We start from the raw sequence: 17262 nt of genomic DNA, 5'->3' as shown, positions 1-17262 counted from the left end.
CTCGATGCCGCGGAAGGACACGCGACGGCCCCGGGTGTTCGCCAGGAACACCCGGGGCCGTCCCCCGTACGCGGCGGGACTCCCGTCACCGCGGCGGACCCCCGTACCGCCGTCGTCGGCCGCCGCGTCCGCCGTCGCCGCTACTCGGAGGCGATGGCGTTCAGCACGTTCATCCGGCCCGCGCGGAACGCCGGCACCAGTGCCGCGAACAGGCCCACGAACGCCGAGCCCACGAACACCGTCGCGATCGTCGGCCACGGGATCTGAAGCACCCCCAGCCCCTCGAGCGCCAGCAGCTTCTGGGCCGCCGTGCCCCAGCCCATGCCCAGGCCCAGGCCGAGCAGCGCGCCGAACAGGGCGATGACCACCGACTCCAGGCGGATCATGCGGCGCAGCTGGCGGCGCGAGAGGCCGATCGCCCGCATCAGACCGATCTCCCGGGTCCGCTCGACCACCGACAGGGCGAGGGTGTTCACCACACCCAGCACGGCGACGATGATCGCGAGCGCGAGCAGGCCGTAGACGATGTTCAGCAGCTGGCCGATCTGGTCCTTCAGGTCCGCCTTGAAGTCGGTCTGGTTCTGCACCTTGTACTGCGGGTACTTGGCGAGCGACTTCTTGAGGGCGGCGTACGCCTCCTTCTCCTTGCCGTCCTCCGCCGCCGCGAACATGATCATGTTCTTGGGCATCTTGTCGGCGGGCAGATACCGCGCGGCGGTCGTGATGTTCATGTACATCGCGGCCTTGTCGACGCTCGTGTCGTCGGACGTGATGGCCGCGACCTTCAGATCCGCCGTCTCGCCGTTCTCGAACGCGACCTCGATGCTGTCGCCGACCTCGACGCCGTGCTTGTCGGCGTACGAATCGCCGACCGACATCGCGTTCTTCCCGTACGCGGCCGAGAGCTCGCCCGCCACGGTCTCGCGGCGCAGGTCCTGCGCGTAGGTCGGGTCGGCGGCGATCAGGCCCTCGTCCTCGGTCTTGCCGTCGGCGGTGGTGAGCTTGGCCTGCACCTGCTTGTACTCGGTGACGTGGGCGATGCCCGGCGTCCGCTCCAGCGCCCGCTGGGCCTGCGGCACGATCGCCTGGCCGTCGTTGCTCGTGGACTGCACGATGAAGTCCGCGCCGACCGACTTGTCGAGCTGCTCCGTCGCCGAGGCGACCATGGACGAGCCGACGACCGACAGGCACGCCACCAGGGCGAGGCCGATCATCAGGGCGGCGCCGGTCGCTCCCGTACGGCGGGGGTTGCGCAGTGCGTTGCGCTCGGCCATGCGGCCGACCGGGCCGAAGATCCGCAGCAGCAGCGTGCTGATGACCTTGACCACGACGCCCGCCAGCAGTGGGCCGATGACCACGAAGCCGATGAGGGTCAGGACCACGCCGAGGCCGAGGAACATCGAGCCCTCGCTCGCCTTGTCGGCCTGCGTGGCGACCAGCAGTGCCGCGGCGCCGCCGCCGGTGAGGACGAGGCCGATGACGGCACGGATCCAGCCCGCCTTGCCGTCGGCCGGGGTCCCCGCATCACGCAGCGCTGCCATCGGGGAGACCTTGCCGCCCCGGCGGGCCGGGATGTACGCGGCGAAGACGGTGACGACGACACCGAGCACCATGCCGACGAGAGGGGTCGTCCACTTCACGGTCAGGTCGGCGGTGGAGAGGTTCATGCCCGTCGCCGACATCAGCTTCATCAGGCCGACGGCGAGGCCGACGCCGGCGGCGACGCCCGCGACGGATCCGACGAAGCCGAGCAGCAGCGCCTCGACGAGCACGGAACGGTTGATCTGGCTGCGGCTGGAGCCGATCGCCCGCATCAGGCCGATCTCCCGGGTGCGCTGGGCGACCAGCATCGAGAAGGTGTTGACGATCAGGAAGATGCCGACGAGGAAGGCGATCCCGGCGAAGCCGAGCATCGCGTACTTCATCACGTCGAGGAACGAGCCGACCTCCTCACGGCCGGCGTCCGCGGCTTCCTTCGCCGTCTGCAGTTTGTACGGGGTCTCCAGCGCCGCGTCCACGTTCCGCTTGAGCACGTCGTCGCTGACGCCTGGCCCGGCAGTGACCGCGACGTGGGTGAACAGGCCCTTCTTGCCGAGCAGTTGACGCTGGGCGGTGGCGGTGTCGAAGTAGACGACGGCCGCGCCCGGATTGGTGACCTTGAAGGAGGCGATACCGGAGATCTTCGCGGTGAAGTCACCGGTGACGGCGATGGTGCGCAGTTCGTCGCCGATCTTCAGGCCGTGCTTGTCCGCGGTGTCGGCGTCGACCATCACCTCGGTGGGGCCGCGCGGGCCGTGGCCGGAGGTGATCTCCATCGCCTTGAGGTCGTTCTGCGTCCAGTTGCCGGCGATCGTCGGGGCGCCGTTGGTGGAACCCATGTTCTTGTTCTCGGAGTTGACGACCGTCACGCTCATGGAGACGACGGCACCCTCGGCGGACTTCACCCCCTCGACGGCCGCGACCTGCTCGACGAGCGAGGCGGGCAACGACTCGGGCTTGCCGGTCGCCGGCCGCCCCTCGTCGTCGCCGGAGCCCTTGGGACTGACGGTGACGTCGGAGGCGGTCGCGGCGAAGAGCTTGTCGAAGGTGGTGTTCATCGTGTCGCTGAACACCAGGGTCCCGGACACGAAGGCCACGGAGAGCAGCACGGCCACCGCGGACAGGGCCATTCGGCCCTTGTGGGCGAAGAAGTTGCGCAGGGAGGTCTTGAGCACGGTCATGACGTCCGCCCGCGCGCGTCGAAGTCCTTCATGCGGTCCAGGACGGCGTCGGCGGTGGGCCGGAGCATCTCGTCGACGATCCGGCCGTCGGCGAGGTACAGGACCCGGTCCGCGTAGGAGGCGGCGACCGGGTCGTGCGTGACCATCACGATGGTCTGCCCGAGTTCGTCGACGGAGCGGCGCAGAAAGCCGAGCACCTCCGCACCCGCACGGGAGTCGAGGTTTCCGGTCGGCTCGTCACCGAAGATGATCTCGGGCCGGGCGGCGAGCGCACGGGCAACGGCGACGCGCTGCTGCTGGCCGCCGGAGAGCTGGGTGGGCCGGTGCTTCAGCCGGTCGGACAGCCCCACCGTTTCCACGACCCGGTTCAGCCAGGCGGTGTCCGGCTTGCGGCCGGCGATGTCCATCGGGAGCGTGATGTTCTCCAGGGCGTTCAGCGTCGGCAGCAGGTTGAACGCCTGGAATATGAAGCCGATCCGGTCCCGGCGCAGCTGGGTGAGCTTCTTGTCCTTGAGGCCGGTGATCTCGGTCTCGTCGAGGTAGATCTGGCCGGAGGTGACGGTGTCGAGGCCGGCCAGACAGTGCATCAGCGTCGACTTGCCGGAGCCGGACGGCCCCATGATCGCGGTGAACTGCCCGCGGGCGATGTCCACGTCGACCTGATCGAGCGCGACGACGCGGGTCTCCCCGGTGCCGTACGCCTTGAGGACCTGCCGCCCCCGTGCGGCGACGGCCGTCCGCCCTCCGGTCTCCCCGGATGCGGGGGTGGTTACAGCCGTAGTCACGGTAGGTCTCCTAGCTTTGGGATCGGACGAATGTCGTCACCGCGTCGTCGTACGGATGTCGTACGGGTCGAGTCTCGCGGCGGAAGCGCTCCGGCGCGCTGGTGCGCAGCGCAGTCTTGCACCGGGGGTTTTCCCCACCCCCGGCTGGTGCGGGCCTCAGCTGCGGCCGTAAGAACAAGCTAAGGAATCAACCCCTGCCTGCTCGTCGTCCCCCGGGACGAACGTCCCCTGGCCAGAAGTAAGGAGTAGCCCCTAGGGGTCGTCCACCTCTGGGTGGACCGGAACAGCTCGAGACTGCACCCTCCCGCTGCGTGAGGGTCAAGTGAGAAGGTGTCCCGGGGAAATAGATGCATGACGAAAGGATCTGACGGTGGGCGTCGGCGGAAGCACGGGCAGCACGGAGGGCACGCCCGGGGCATCCGGCGGTTCCGGGACCACGGCCCTCGGCCGGATGCCGGCCTCCCACAGGCGCGGGCCCGTCGTCGCCGCGCTCATGCTCGGGATGGCGCTCGCATCACTCGACGGGACCGTCGTGTCCACCGCCGTGCCACAGATCGTCGGCGACCTCGGGGGCTTCTCCGTCTTCTCCTGGCTCTTCTCCGGCTATCTGCTCGCCGTCACCGTCACCCTGCCGGTGTACGGAAAGCTCTCCGACACCTTCGGCCGCAAGCCTGTCCTGATCGCCGGCATCGTCCTCTTCCTCCTCGGCTCCCTGCTGTGCGCGGCCGCCTGGAGCATGCCGTCGCTGATCGCCTTCCGCGTGGTGCAGGGACTGGGCGGCGGCGCCCTCCAGGGCACCGTGCAGACCATCGCCGCCGACCTCTACCCCCTCAAGGAACGCCCCAGGATCCAGGCCCGGCTGTCCACGGTGTGGGCGACGTCGGCGGTCGCGGGCCCCGCGATCGGCGGGTTGCTCGCCGCGTACGCCGACTGGCGCTGGATCTTCCTGATCAATCTGCCCATCGGCGCGATCGCCCTGTGGCTGGTGGTCCGCCACTTCGCCGAACCGGCACGCACCGCACCGGCTGCCCGCCCACGCATCGACTGGGCCGGTGCGCTGCTGGTGTTCGCGGCGGGCACCCTGCTGCTGACCGCCCTGGTCCAGGGCGGCGTCGCCTGGCCCTGGCTGTCGGCGCCCTCGCTCACGCTGCTCGGCGGCAGCGCATTCCTGATCGCCGCGACCGTCGTCGTCGAACGGCGCGCCGCGGAGCCGATCATCCCGGGGTGGGTGTGGCGCCGGCGCACCATCGCGGCCGTCAACCTCGCCCTGGGAGCCCTGGGGCTGCTGATGGTGGCGCCGACGGTCTTCCTGCCGACCTACGCCCAGTCCGTCCTCGGTCTCGGCCCGATCGCCGCGGGATTCGTCCTGTCGATCATGACGCTCAGCTGGCCGGTCAGCGCGGCCCTGTCCAACCGCGTCTACACGCGCATCGGCTTCCGGCGGACCGCGATGGTCGGCATCTGCCTGGCCGGCCTGTTCCTCGCGTCCTTCCCGCTGCTCCCCTATCCCGCCGAGCCCTGGCAGCCGGCCCTGATCATGCTGCTGCTCGGCGGCGCGCTCGGCCTGTTCCAGCTCCCGTTGATCGTGGGCGTCCAGTCCACGGTGGGCTGGTCGGAGCGGGGCACCACCACGGCGTCGGTCCTGTTCTGCCGCCAGGTCGGCCAGTCCCTGGGGGCGGCGCTGTTCGGGGCGCTCGCCAACGCGGTCATCGCGGCCCGGCTCGGTGGCTCCGACGATCTGGACTCGGTGGCGCACGCCCTGGCCGGCGGGGGATCGGTGCCTGCCGAGCATCTGCGGCGGGCCGTGGCGACGGCGGTGGACTACGTGTACACGGGGGCCGCGGTCGCGGCGGCGCTCGCCCTGCTGGCGCTCGTCTTCGTGGCCCCGCGCCGCTTCCCGATCATCACGGACAAGACGGACATCTGACGGGGGTCCGCAGAGGGGCGGTGCCCGCCCGCCCCGGATCGTCACCGAAACGACATACCGTCCAGTCGGTGGACCCCTTACGCCATCGGCCTACCCGCAAGTAACGTACCCGCACCACCCGCACCGCCAGCGCCACCCGCCCCACCCCCCGGGCGGCAAGGAGCAAGACGATGTCGTACCACCAGCACTTTCCCGACCCACCCCCCTCCCGCCGGCCCTGGGACGCCGAGCCGCAGCACTGGGGTCCCGAGCCACAGGCGTGGAACGAGCCGCAGCACTGGGGCGGAGCCCCGCAGCCCTGGGACACCGCACCGCCGCCGGTGCAGCCCGGCCACACCGCCCACCTCGGCACCGACCACGGCGGCATGAACCGGCTCCGCGGGGCCTACCGCCGACTGCGCCGCGTCGCGACGCTCACCGCACTCGGCTACTTCGTCCTCTTCCTCCTGCTCTCCGGCTTTGCCCCCGGGCTGATGACCAGCCAGATCACCGGCGGTCTCACCATCGGCGTGCTGCTGGGGCTCCTGACGCTGCCCGTCGCCCTGGCCGCGATCGCGGTGTACGAGCGGATCGCGCGTCGCCGCGTCGACCCGCTCGCGGCGTCGATCCGGGAACAGGCCGAGCACGCGGCACAGACAGCCGCGCCCCGACAGGACCGTCAGGGCCGCCCCGCGCGCCCCGGCCGCCAGTACCCCGCGGGAGGTGCGCACGCATGACCGGCTTCAGCTCCGAAGCGCAGACCATGTCCCTGATCGCGTTCATCACCGTCATCACGGTCACGCTGCTGCTGTGCGTGATGACCGGACCCGACCGCGACGACCTGGGCGAGTTCTACACCGGCTACCGCTCCCTGTCCCCCGTGCAGAGCGGCCTCGCCATCGCCGGCGACTACATCTCCGCGGGCACCGTGCTCGGCACCATCGGCGTCATCTCGCTCGTCGGCTACGACGGACTGACCCTCGCCCTGAGCACCGTGCTCTCACTGGTCCTGATGATGTTCCTGCTCGCCGAACCGCTGCGGAACGCGGGCCGGTTCACCATGGGCGACATCTTCACCCGCCGCACCCCCGGCCCGGCCGTGCGCATCACCGTCAGCGCGGTCACCCTGGCCGCACTGCTGCCGCTGGTGATCTTCCAGCTCGCCGGTGCCGGCGATCTGCTCGCCGTCGTCCTCGGATTCGACGCTGACGGATTCAAGACCGGGGCCATCGTGTTCCTCGGCGTGCTGATGATCGCGTACGCGGCGATCGGCGGAATGAAGGGCACCGCCTTCATCCAGATCGTCAAGACCGTCGTCCTGCTCGGCGCGGCCACCGCCATCTCCATCCTCATCATGAACAAGTTCGACTTCAGCGTCCCCACCCTCCTGGACGCGGCCAAGCGCGGCAGCGGGCTCGGCGACGCCTATCTCACCTCCGGGGTGCAGTTCGGCGGCAACGAGGTCGACATGATCAGCGCACAGTTGACGGTGGTCCTCGGCGCGGCCGTGCTGCCGCACATCACGATGCGCATGTTCACCTCGCGCAGTGCGAGCGCCGTGCGGCGCTCGATGTCCTGGGCCGTGTCGACCGTCGTCGTGACCTGCGTACTGCTCACCGTGATCGGCTTCGGCGCGGCCGCGATCGTCGGACGCCAGGGGCTCATGGCCGGCGACCCGCAGGGCAAGACCGCGTTCCTGATGGTCAGCCGGGCCGTCATGGGTGCGGAGGCGACCACGTTCGAGACGCTGCTGTTCACCGGGGTGACCACGGCGGTCTTCCTCACCCTGCTGGCGTCGGTCGCGGGAATCACCCTCGCCTGCGCCAACACCCTGGCGCACGACCTCGTCGCGCACGGGCTGCGCAAGTCGACAGTGCAGCCCACCACGGAGATGGCCATCGCCCGGGCCGCCGCGGCAGGTGTCGGCCTTGTCGCACTCGTCCTCGCGGCCTCCGCCCGGCACTGGAACCTCCAGGCGCTGGTGACCCTGTCCTTCTGCGTCGGCGCCTCGGCGGTCGCCCCGGCGCTCGTCTACAGCCTGTTCTGGCGCCGCTACACCCGCACGGGTCTGCTCTGCACCCTCATCGTGGGCAGCGTCTCGGCGATCGTCCTGATGACCGGCAGCAAGCTGGTGTCGGGATCACCGCACTCCGTCTTCCCCGACTACGACTTCAACTGGTTCCCGTTCACCACGACGGGCCTCGTCTCGGTCCCGCTGGGCTTCCTCGCGGGCTGGCTCGGCACGATCCGCTCCCCGCGCGAGGCGTCCGCCCAGGACGAACGGTACGAGTCGGTCGAACCGACGATCCTCGCGGGCGTGCCGGGGCCGTAGCCAGGCCCCTGGCAGAACCGCGCGAACGCAAGGGCGCCCGGCCGGTACTCGTACCGGCCGGGCGCCCTTTCCTGTGCCGCGTGCGCTTACAGCAGCCCGTCCCACATCTGCTCCAGCAGCACCGACCACCAGCTCTCCGGCGACCCCAGCGCCGCCGGGTCCAGGGCCGCAAGCTGGGCTTGGAAGTCGACCGTCCAGCGGCCCGCCTGTTCCGGGTTGAGGCCGAAGCGCAGTCGCCACATCCGGCCGAGCAGCGCCAGGCAGCGTACGAACTCCGGCAGGCCCGTGTTCACGAACTGCGGCGCCACCGGGTGGCCGCCGGGGCCGGACTCGACGGGGACAGCGACGATGTGCGCCGTGCCGTACTGGACGCAGAGCGCCCGGCCGAAGTCGCTGCCGATCACCAGGTACGAGCCCGCGTCGGATGCGGGCTGGACCTGTCGCTGGGCCGCGAGCTCCGCGAGCGTCGGGACCACCGGCTGGGCCGGCTGCGCCCAGAAGAACGGGTTGAAGTCGCCCGGCAGACCCGCCCACACCAAGGTGGCCGCCACGATCTCCGGCACACCCTGACGCGACACGGCCCGCTGGTCGAACCGGCACAGACCCTGCGGCCCGAACGCTCCCACCAGCTCCTGGGCGATCCCCTCCGGAGGGATCGGGGGGGCCGGCGGCACCTGCGGCAGCGGGGCCCGTACCGGCGCGGGCCGCGCCGGGCCGTCCGCGACCTGATGCAGCTCGCCCTGATGGGTGAGCAGTTGCTGCATACCGCCCTGCCGGCTCGCATGGTCCTTGCCGTACGGGGCGATGTTCGTGATCCGCGCCTGCGGCCAGGTCTCCCGGATCATCCGGGCGCAGTAGCCGCCGGGCAGGTCGCACGACTCCAGTTCGGTGTGCAGTTCCAGCACCTGGTCGGAGGGAACGTTCATCCCGCGCAGCTCATGGAAGATCTGCCACTCCGGGTGCGGGGTGCCGGGCGCCGAGCGGCGGATGAGCTGCTGCTCGGAACCGTCGGGCGCGCGGTAGCGCAGCACCGCCTGGTAGCCGGGCCCGACCGTCGGCAAGCCGCTCGGCTGCTGCGGATATCCGTACGCCGGCGGTGGGCCACCCATCGGCGCCTGCGGCGACTGCGGTACGCCACCGGGGGCGCCGGGCGGGCCGGGGGGCTGCGGAGCGCCCGGACCCATCGGGTTCGGGCCGGCCAGCATCGTCGCGGCATGGTGCACACCGCCACCGGGAGGGCCGGGGGGCTGCTGAGCCCCGGGCCCACCAGGGGCACCGGGAGGGCCGGGAGGCTGGGGCGCACCCGGAGCACCCGGGCCCATCGGGTTCGGGCCGGCCAGCATCGTCGCCGCGTGGTGCACACCGCCACCGGGAGGCGGCGTCGCGCCAGGCGCAGGCGGCGGCCCCGGCGGACCGGGCGGCTGCGGGACGGGCGCACCGGGCGGGCCCGGCGGCTGGGGCGCACCCGGAGCACCCGGGCCCATCTGGCTCGGGTCGGCCAGCATCGTCGCGGCGTGGTGCACACCGCCACCGGGAGGCGGCGTCGAACCGGGCGCGGGCGGCGGCCCGGGCGGCTGCGGCCCCTCCGGGCCGAGCTGGGAGACGAGTTGCGTCGGCAGATAGCCGGCCGCCGGGGCGCCGGGAGCCCCCGGACCCGACGACGGAGGAGGCGTGGCGCCGGGACGCGCACCCGGGACGCCCGGAGCACCGGGCGGCGGCGGGGGCGTCGCACCGCCGCGCGCACGGCGCGGCGGAAGCATCGCCTTGCTCGTCGCCGCATCGGCGATGTCGGCGGCGCCGGCACTCGGGCGGGGCGGCGTCGCACCAGGAGGCGCCGGCGGCGCGGACGTCCCGGGAGCCGGGGGCGCAGCGCCGGGTGCCGGGGCGGACTGCTGCGGGTTCAGACCCGGCACGATTGCCGTTCTCGGCAGCTGGCTGCCGCCCGACATCAGCGCCGTCGGTGCGTCCGCGCCCACGACCGGAGGCGGCGTGGGCCCCCTGTCCTCGCCCGAGACCGGCGGCGCGAACACCGTTGCGGGCAGCGGCACGGACGCATCGTCCGACCCCGCCGCGCTGACGTCCGACCAGCCGGACGCCCCGGACTGCGCCGCGGCGACTCCCGGCAGCGCCGTCGGCTCGTGGCCGTCGCCGGCGGCGCTGGGCCAGACGGACCCACCCTGCGAGGCGTTGCCGCCCGTGGACGAACCGGCCTCGGGCCACGGCGAGGCGGAGGAGGAGGACGAACTCCCGCCCGCCTGAGAGGCGTTGGGCGCATCAGGGGCGGACGGCACCGCATCGGCGACTCCCGCGACGGCGGGTGACGGCATGTCAGCGCCGCCCCCGGCGGGCGCGGGCGCGGACGAGCCGGTCGCCCCCCACGAAGCCGACGAATCCGAGGGAGCCGGGGCGGCAGCCGCCGCGTCACCCGCCTGCCCACCCGAACGCCGCTCCCCGATACCCAGCTTGTCCGCCGCGTCCTGGAGCCACTCCGGCGGGCTCAGCAGGAACGACGTCTGGTTCAGGTCGATACGCTGCGGGGGCTCCGGCGCGGACGCCGCCGCGGCCTCCTGCACCCCGTACTCCTCCTCGTACCGGCGGATCACCTCGCCCACCGGCAGCCCGGGCCACAGCGTCGCCTCACCGCTGTCCCTGGCGATCACCAGCCGCTGCCGCCCGCCGTCCGAACGCACACCGCCCTCGCGGTCCTCCGCCCACACCACGAAGCCCAGCTCGAACTCCCGCACCCGCACCTCGCGGTGCTGATACGCGGGCACATCGCCGTTGACCCACTCCTCGGCGCGCTCCTGCGCCTGTGCAAAGGTCACCATCGGACCGTCACCCCTCGTCCGGAACCGGAACGGCGCGCGCGAAGCCGCCGTCCACCATCAGGTTCGCCACGGTCTCCAGCTCCGGCGGATTGCCGGCGAGCCGCTGCAGGAACGCGTCGAAGTCCGCGCCACAGGGCAGCAACAGCCGCTCCACACGCTCCTGCACACTCCACCCGTCCTGGTCACGGGCGTCGTCGTACGCGCAGAACCACACCGAACCGACGTCCGAGCCCCTGACCTTCACCGCCAGGATGCCGCCCTGGACGAAGCCGGCACCGAGGTAGTCCTTGGTCAGATGGTCCCGCAGACATTTGTTCATGTACACCAGGTCGTTGACCGCAGCCTCGTCGCGCACCGTGAAGAACGGCTGGTCGACCAGCAGCCCCAGCTCCGCGTCGAGCGCCACCCCCACGGGGGCGCAGCCGCCCGCCGCCTTGAGGAAGGAGCGGTAGGAACCGGGAAGCCGGTAGCCCAGGTCCTCCTCCACGCTCAGCAGTTGCTGCTCGCTCACCGACACCGCGCCCTTCGGCAGACCGAAGTGCACGGGCCGTGTCTCCTGCAGCGGACGCGTACCGCGCTTGTCCTGGTCCACCACGGTCGTCGCCAGACCACCGTGATGGCGCAGCAGCGCCTTCACCTCCACGGGGACCAGCTCCAGCCGGCGGGTGCCCGGTACGTGGTGCCAGGTCCAGCCGTGCGGAGTGGCGACCGCGGGGATCGTGTCCCAGAGCTCATGGCCCTCGGCGGACAGCGCGGCGTTCGCCGACACGTAGTCGGTGAGCCGCAGCTCGTCCACGCCGAAGCCCTCCGGGGGCTCGGCGATCTCCGCGGCCGCGCGCGCGTACGGCGAGAAGACCGGGTAGCCGTTGTCGTCCACGCGCACACCCCTCGGGTGGCGGGAGGCCCGGACCGGGTCCGGGAAGTTCACGACCTGCCCGGCGTAGGCCGCGTTCGGTGGCGCGGCGTGCCCGAGCCGACCTGTCGTCATGGCGGTTGCCCCCTGATGGATCTGGCTGGTTCAGCACAGCCTAAGCGGTGAGGCAACAAGGGGACCCGGCGCTCCGCTTCCGTAACGAACAGTCACTTTCGAGTGACCCGACGGCGACGCGTGGACACGTTTCAGCGCCCCAGCTTCCACACCACCCGTCCCATTTGGCAGGCTGTCCCCGCAACTCGGGGGAGTGCACGGGAGGGACGAACAGACCATGCACACAGCACAACCAAGCACTTCAGGTGATCCACGCCTCAGTTGGAGCACCGAGGAGACCGGACAGCCGCCCGGGCTCCAGCACCGGCGGGACGGCATTCTGCCCGCCGTCGCGGCCGCACTCTCCGTGCGCGGCCAGACCCTCACCTGCACCGCCGGCAAGGGCGACCACCCGCCCGCGCTCCATCCCCTCGTACAGGATTTTCTGGACACCCTCACCAGCGGGCAGCGAGAACGGTTCACCGGACGCTGCCCGGAGGCCATCCTGCTGTCCCGGCATCTGGCCGCCGCCGAGACCCAGCGCTCGAAACGCGCCCAGCGCAAGCCGCTGACGCACGGGGAGGCCCGGCGCGCGTTCAAGCAGGCCAAACTGACCACCCGGCGCATCCGCGAGGACGGCGACCCGCTGCACGGCAGCTACGCCCCGCCCTGCCGGTCCTGCACCGCCATGCTCGACCATTTCGGGGTCCACCCCGTCGACCCGACCGCACCCGAGAACGGCTGAACACCCACAGATGCCCGACCACCTCAGCACCACCCGGTTCCCCGTCGCCGTCGACGCCGCCCTGCGTGACGCCGGCTGGCAGCCCGGCCGCTGGGACATCAAGCAGGCCGAGCACTGGGCCGACACCCTGCGCGCCCACGTCTCCCCGGCCGGCCACCGGCACACCGTCTTCCCCTCGGTCGTCGAGGCCTGGGCCGAGTTCGGCGGGCTGCACATCACCGCCTCGGGACCCGGCCGGCAGCACGCGCCCGCACCGGTGTACGTGGATCCGCTCAGCGGGCTCCACCTGGCCCGTACGCTCGCCGACCTGGGCCGCGCCCTGGACACCGAGATCTCGCCGCTGGGTATGGAGGGCAACCACCAGGCGGTGCTGGCCATGGACGTCGAAGGACGCGTCTACAGCATCGACCACACCGGCGACTGGTACCTCGGCCAGGACATCGACCAGGCGCTCGGCACCCTCGTCACGGGCGTACAGCCCGCCCGCCTCACCATGGCCTGACCGGGGCGCGGCCCCGGCCCGTCACGCAGGGGCCGGGGCCGCTCCGTGACGGCCTGGGCCGTACCCATGGGGCCGGGGCCCCACTCCGGAACGGCCTGGGCCGTCACGCCTGGGCAGGGGTGAGGCCTCACCCCTGGGACGGCCGGAGCCGGAACCCCGCCCGGAACCCGGCTCCGGGCGGCGCCGCGTCACTCCGCGACGGCCTGGTCGGCAACCCGGTCCGGTACCCCGTCCCGGCCGTCCACCCGGTCGGGCAGCACGGCCGACACCCGGAAGCCCCCCGCGTCCGTCGGGCCGGACACGAACACGCCGCCCAGCGCCGTCACCCGCTCGCGCATGCCCACGAGACCGTTGCCCCCGCTCGGCAGGCCCGCGGCCGCGGAGCCGCCCGACGCATCCGGAGCACCGTTCTCCACCTGCATCGCGACCTCGGCCTCACGATGCGCGAGCCGCACCATGACCTTCGCGCCGGCCGCATGCTTGTGGACGTTCGTCAACGCCTCCTGGACGACCCGGTACGCGGTCTGCTCCACGTCCGGCGCGTAAGGCCGCGCCGCCCCCTGCAGCGCGAGCTCCACCACCATGCCCGCCTGCCGCGACTGCTCCACCAGCGCCTCGATGTCCGCAAGAGCGGGACCGTCCTGTGCTGCGGCCTTCGCGGCCGCCGCAGCCGCCGCGCCCACCGCCGCCAGCGGGACCGGGTCGACAGTCGCCCGCTTCTCGCTCTCCCCCGCCCGCAGCACCCCGAGCATCTCCCGCAGCTCGGTCAGCGCCTGCCGGCCCATGTCCCCCACCAACGCCGCGTTCTTCACGGCCTTCTGCGGATCCTTGAGCGCCACCGCCTGCAACGCAGCGGCATGCACCACCATCAGACTCACCCGGTGCGCCACGACGTCGTGCATCTCCCGCGCGATCCGCGTCCGCTCCTCCGTACGCGCCCACTGCGCACGCTGTTCGGCCCGGTCGGCCAGCAGCGACAGCTCCTGCTCCAGGCTGTCCGCCCGCTCCCGCAGGCTCTCCATCAGCCGCCGCCTGGCCCCTATGTACAGCCCCAGCAGCACCGGCGGCGCCGTCAGACCCAGCGACATGAACCCGGCCATCACCGGCACGTACCAGGCACCCGGATCGAAGTCCGCGGAGGACACGTCCTGGCCCACCCGCACAAAGGTCACGATGAACGTCGCGGCCAGTGACATGCCGGCGAGCGTCACCGTGATCCGCCGCGGCACGTCCGACGCGGCGAGCGTGTACAGCCCGACCAGGCCCATCAGATAGCCCATCTCGGCCGGTGTGGTCGCGATCGACACCAGCACCACGGCGATCGGCCACCGCCGCCGCAACACCAGCACCGCGCCGACAACCAGCCCGAACAGCACCCCGAAGGGCACGGGCAACGCGGCAGCCTCCGCGAACCCGACACCCTCCAGCGCGCACTCGATGGCAGAGACGGCCCCCAGCCCCAGATCCAGCGCTGCACTGCGCCGCCGTCCCCACCACAGCGGGCCACGGGCGGTCGAACCCGTGGCGTCCTGCTGCGCCCCCGTTGTGGTCATGTGTGCCAGCCTACGGGCGGGGTCGACTCATTTTTCTACCGTCGCACCGAGGGCACTTGGTACGGCATAGTGAGGGGTGCCGATCCGGCGAGCGGGGCCAAATGTCCTGTTCAGTCGGGTTTTATCCCCCGTGGTGTAATTGGCAGCACTGTGGCTTTTGGTGCCATCTGTTCGGGTTCGAGTCCTGACGGGGGAGCTTCTTCGAGAGTTCCGTCGCGTCGCATCCTGACCCCTCCGGTCAGGACCCACCCTCGTATCGCGCCTGAAACCCCCCGGTATCCTTCGGATGTCCACCACCCGAAGCCGAAGGGCATTCCTGTGAGCGCCAACCGCCCGGCAGCCGTCGTCGTCCTCGCAGCGGGTGAGGGCACCCGTATGAAGTCGAGGACTCCCAAGGTTCTGCACGAGATCTGCGGGCGCTCGCTCGTCGGACATGTCGTATCCGCCGCCCAGGAGCTCGACCCCGAGCAGCTCGTCGTCGTCGTCGGGCATGCGAGCGAGCAGGTCGAGGCCCATCTCGGCGCGCACTACGCCGGAACCCGCACCGCCTTCCAGGCCGAGCAGAACGGCACCGGGCACGCCGTGCGCATGGGACTCGAGGAGCTCGGGGGACGGCTGGACGGCACCGTTGTCGTCGTGTGCGGTGACACCCCCCTGCTGTCCGGCGAGACCCTGGCCGCGCTCGCCGGGACCCACGCCGCCGACGGCAACGCGGTGACCGTGCTCACCGCCGAGGTGCCGGACGCCACCGGGTACGGACGGATCGTGCGCGACGCCGCCACGGGAGCCGTCACGGCGATCGTGGAGCACAAGGACGCCACCGACGAGCAGCGCGCGATCCGGGAGATCAACTCCGGGGTGTTCGCTTTCGACGGGCAGCTGCTCGTCGACGCGCTCGGCAAGGTCCGTACGGACAACAGCCAGGGCGAGGAGTACCTCACGGACGTGCTCGGGATCCTCCGGGAGGCCGGGCACCGCGTCGGCGCGTCGGTGGCCGGCGACCACCGGGAGATCCTCGGCATCAACAACCGCGTGCAGCTGGCCGAAGCGCGCCGGCTGCTGAACGAGCGGCTGCTCGAGCGGGCCATGCTCGCCGGGGTGACCGTGGTGGATCCGGCCTCGGTGCTGCTGGATGTGACGGTGACGTTCGAGCCGGACGCCGTGGTGCACCCCGGGACGCAGCTGCTCGGTGCCACGCATCTGGCCGGGGGCGCCGAAGTGGGCCCCAACACGCGGCTGACGGACACGACGGTGGGCGCGGGCGCGCGGGTCGACAACACGGTGGCGGACTCGGCCGTGGTCGGCGAGGGAGCGTCGGTGGGCCCGTTCGCGTATCTGCGTCCGGGGACGCGGCTCGGCCCGAAGGCCAAGGCGGGCACGTTCGTGGAGATGAAGAACGCGTCGGTGGGCGAGGGCACGAAGGTTCCGCACCTCAGTTACGTCGGTGACGCGACGATCGGCGAGTACACGAACATCGGCGCGGCGAGCGTGTTCGTGAACTACGACGGCGAGGCCAAGCACCACACCACGATCGGGTCCCACTGCAAGACGGGCTCGGACAACATGTTTGTGGCTCCTGTCACCATCGGGGACGGCGCGTACACGGCGGCGGGCTCGGTCATCACCAAGGACGTGCCGGCCGGTTCGCTGGCCGTCGCACGGGGCCAGCAGCGGAATATCGAGGGTTGGGTGGCTCGCAAGCGCCCGGGAAGTGCATCCGCGCAGGCGGCTCAAGCAGCAACGGAACTGGTCGCCGAGGAGAACTGACCGGAAACGGCTGCGTCGAACTCGGCGTACCGTGATACGTGCACATAAATTCGGCTGGCTCGCGCCCAGGACTCTCGCGGCCAGAGAACACGTCTGAGGAGACAGTGCTGTGACCGGGATCAAGACGACCGGCGAGAAGAAGATGATGCTCTTCTCCGGCCGCGCCCACCCCGAGCTGGCCGAGGAGGTTGCACACCAGCTGGGTGTGGGCCTCGTCCCGACAAAGGCTTTCGACTTCGCCAACGGCGAGATCTACGTACGCTTCCAGGAGTCGGCGCGCGGCGCGGACTGCTTCGTGATGCAGAGCCACACGGCTCCCATCAACAAGTGGATCATGGAACAGCTGATCATGATCGACGCTCTCAAGCGGGCCTCGGCCCGGAGCATCACCGTGATCATCCCCTCCTACGGCTACGCCCGTCAGGACAAGAAGCACCGTGGCCGTGAGCCGATCTCGGCCCGCCTGGTCGCCGATCTGCTCAAGTGCTCGGGTGCGGACCGCATCCTCACGGTCGACCTGCACACCGACCAGATCCAGGGCTTCTTCGACGGTCCCGTGGACCATCTGTCCGCGCTGCCGGTACTGGCGGACTACGTGGGCACGAAGGTCGACCGCAACAAGCTCACCGTCGTCTCCCCCGACGCCGGCCGGGTGCGGGTGGCCGACCGCTGGTGCGACCGCCTGGACGCCCCGCTGGCGATCGTGCACAAGCGCCGCGACAAGGACGTCGCGAACCAGGTGACCGTGCACGAGGTCGTCGGTGAGGTCAAGGGCCGCGTCTGCATCCTGGTCGACGACATGATCGACACGGGTGGCACCATCTGCGCCGCCGCGGACGCGCTGTTCGCGCACGGCGCCGAGGACGTCATCGTCACGGCGACGCACGGCATCCTGTCCGGCCCGGCGGCGGACCGCCTGAAGAACTCGAAGGTCAGCGAGTTCGTGCTGACGAACACGCTGCCGACCCCGGGCGAGCTGGAGCTCGACAAGATCACGGTGCTGTCGATCGCGCCGACGATCGCGCGTGCGGTACGTGAGGTGTTCGAGGACGGTTCGGTGACGAGCCTCTTCGAGGAGCAGGGCTGAGCGCAGCCGTCGAAGGGCCGTCCCGCCGCGTGCGGGGCGGCCCTTCCTCATGCGCCGCGCGCGGTCGCTC

At 71.4% G+C, this 17262-nt stretch carries 12 protein-coding genes and 1 tRNA gene; 8 read left to right on the top strand and 5 right to left on the bottom strand.

Annotated features, from left to right (window positions below; all coding sequences use genetic code 11):
* Positions 1–140: 140 nt before the first annotated feature.
* Both ACFYWI_RS24830 and ACFYWI_RS24825 read right to left on the bottom strand, forming a co-directional pair.
* Positions 141–2720 carry an ABC transporter permease gene (locus ACFYWI_RS24830; protein ID WP_389236496.1) on the bottom strand — a complete coding sequence of 860 codons (2580 nt, stop codon included), beginning with the start codon at positions 2718–2720 and terminating at the stop codon, positions 141–143.
* Positions 2717–3505 (bottom strand): ABC transporter ATP-binding protein, encoded by a 789-nt coding sequence (locus ACFYWI_RS24825; protein ID WP_389236494.1) that lies wholly within the window; start codon positions 3503–3505, stop codon positions 2717–2719. Before ACFYWI_RS24825 ends, ACFYWI_RS24830 begins: the two co-directional genes overlap by 4 nt.
* A 370-nt stretch (positions 3506–3875) precedes the next feature.
* Between ACFYWI_RS24825 and ACFYWI_RS24820 the strand changes: the two genes are divergently transcribed.
* The 3 genes from ACFYWI_RS24820 to ACFYWI_RS24810 all read left to right on the top strand — a co-directional run bounded on the left by ACFYWI_RS24820 (position 3876) and on the right by ACFYWI_RS24810 (position 7743).
* Complete coding sequence (locus tag ACFYWI_RS24820; protein WP_389236492.1) at positions 3876–5432, top strand: MFS transporter; 1557 nt, start codon at positions 3876–3878, stop codon at positions 5430–5432.
* A gap of 170 nt (positions 5433–5602) precedes the next feature.
* Entirely contained in the window at positions 5603–6148 is a 546-nt protein-coding gene (locus tag ACFYWI_RS24815) for a DUF485 domain-containing protein (protein WP_389236490.1), read from the top strand.
* Positions 6145–7743 carry a cation acetate symporter gene (locus ACFYWI_RS24810; protein ID WP_389236488.1) on the top strand — a complete coding sequence of 533 codons (1599 nt, stop codon included), beginning with the start codon at positions 6145–6147 and terminating at the stop codon, positions 7741–7743. Before ACFYWI_RS24815 ends, ACFYWI_RS24810 begins: the two co-directional genes overlap by 4 nt.
* 86 nt (positions 7744–7829) lie before the next feature.
* Here ACFYWI_RS24810 and ACFYWI_RS24805 read toward each other — a convergent pair whose 3' ends face one another.
* Both ACFYWI_RS24805 and ACFYWI_RS24800 read right to left on the bottom strand, forming a co-directional pair.
* Positions 7830–10571 (bottom strand): SUKH-4 family immunity protein, encoded by a 2742-nt coding sequence (locus ACFYWI_RS24805; protein WP_389236486.1) that lies wholly within the window; start codon positions 10569–10571, stop codon positions 7830–7832.
* A 7-nt stretch (positions 10572–10578) separates the two neighbouring features.
* A complete protein-coding gene (locus ACFYWI_RS24800) occupies positions 10579–11559 on the bottom strand; it encodes an SMI1/KNR4 family protein (RefSeq protein ID WP_389236484.1) in 981 nt (326 codons plus the stop codon).
* 217 nt (positions 11560–11776) lie between these two features.
* On the opposite strand from ACFYWI_RS24800, the gene ACFYWI_RS24795 reads away from it, so the two are divergent.
* Complete coding sequence (locus ACFYWI_RS24795) at positions 11777–12283, top strand: YwqJ-related putative deaminase (RefSeq protein WP_389236482.1); 507 nt, start codon at positions 11777–11779, stop codon at positions 12281–12283.
* A gap of 10 nt (positions 12284–12293) precedes the next feature.
* Entirely contained in the window at positions 12294–12785 is a 492-nt protein-coding gene (locus tag ACFYWI_RS24790; protein ID WP_389236480.1) for an SUKH-3 domain-containing protein, read from the top strand.
* A 188-nt stretch (positions 12786–12973) separates the two neighbouring features.
* On the opposite strand, the gene ACFYWI_RS24785 is transcribed toward ACFYWI_RS24790, so the two are convergent.
* Complete coding sequence (locus ACFYWI_RS24785) at positions 12974–14338, bottom strand: sensor histidine kinase (RefSeq protein WP_389236478.1); 1365 nt, start codon at positions 14336–14338, stop codon at positions 12974–12976.
* A gap of 124 nt (positions 14339–14462) precedes the next feature.
* On the opposite strand from ACFYWI_RS24785, the gene ACFYWI_RS24780 reads away from it, so the two are divergent.
* The 3 genes from ACFYWI_RS24780 to ACFYWI_RS24770 all read left to right on the top strand — a co-directional run bounded on the left by ACFYWI_RS24780 (position 14463) and on the right by ACFYWI_RS24770 (position 17192).
* Positions 14463–14534, top strand: a tRNA-Gln gene (locus tag ACFYWI_RS24780).
* Between the two features lie 122 nt (positions 14535–14656).
* A complete protein-coding gene (glmU, locus tag ACFYWI_RS24775) occupies positions 14657–16105 on the top strand; it encodes a bifunctional UDP-N-acetylglucosamine diphosphorylase/glucosamine-1-phosphate N-acetyltransferase GlmU (RefSeq protein ID WP_389236476.1) in 1449 nt (482 codons plus the stop codon).
* 109 nt (positions 16106–16214) lie between these two features.
* Positions 16215–17192 (top strand): ribose-phosphate diphosphokinase, encoded by a 978-nt coding sequence (locus ACFYWI_RS24770; protein ID WP_389236474.1) that lies wholly within the window; start codon positions 16215–16217, stop codon positions 17190–17192.
* Positions 17193–17262: the final 70 nt, after the last annotated feature.

The organism is Streptomyces sp. NPDC002889 (genome assembly GCF_042888425.1).
GTDB lineage: Bacteria > Actinomycetota > Actinomycetes > Streptomycetales > Streptomycetaceae > Streptomyces.
Note: the sequence above shows the minus strand (reverse complement) of the source record. Positions and strands in the feature narration are given on the sequence as shown.

Bases quoted from the DNA above. Each gene is read 5' to 3' on its own strand.
- ACFYWI_RS24785 (WP_389236478.1), bottom strand. From the start codon at position 14,338: ATGACCACAACGGGGGCGCAGCAGGACGCCACGGGTTCGACCGCCCGT.
- ACFYWI_RS24790 (WP_389236480.1), top strand. From the start codon at position 12,294: ATGCCCGACCACCTCAGCACCACCCGGTTCCCCGTCGCCGTCGACGCC.
- ACFYWI_RS24805 (WP_389236486.1), bottom strand. From the start codon at position 10,571: ATGGTGACCTTTGCACAGGCGCAGGAGCGCGCCGAGGAGTGGGTCAAC.
- ACFYWI_RS24815 (WP_389236490.1), top strand. From the start codon at position 5,603: ATGTCGTACCACCAGCACTTTCCCGACCCACCCCCCTCCCGCCGGCCC.
- ACFYWI_RS24800 (WP_389236484.1), bottom strand. From the start codon at position 11,559: ATGACGACAGGTCGGCTCGGGCACGCCGCGCCACCGAACGCGGCCTAC.
- ACFYWI_RS24795 (WP_389236482.1), top strand. From the start codon at position 11,777: ATGCACACAGCACAACCAAGCACTTCAGGTGATCCACGCCTCAGTTGG.
- ACFYWI_RS24830 (WP_389236496.1), bottom strand. From the start codon at position 2,720: ATGACCGTGCTCAAGACCTCCCTGCGCAACTTCTTCGCCCACAAGGGC.
- ACFYWI_RS24810 (WP_389236488.1), top strand. From the start codon at position 6,145: ATGACCGGCTTCAGCTCCGAAGCGCAGACCATGTCCCTGATCGCGTTC.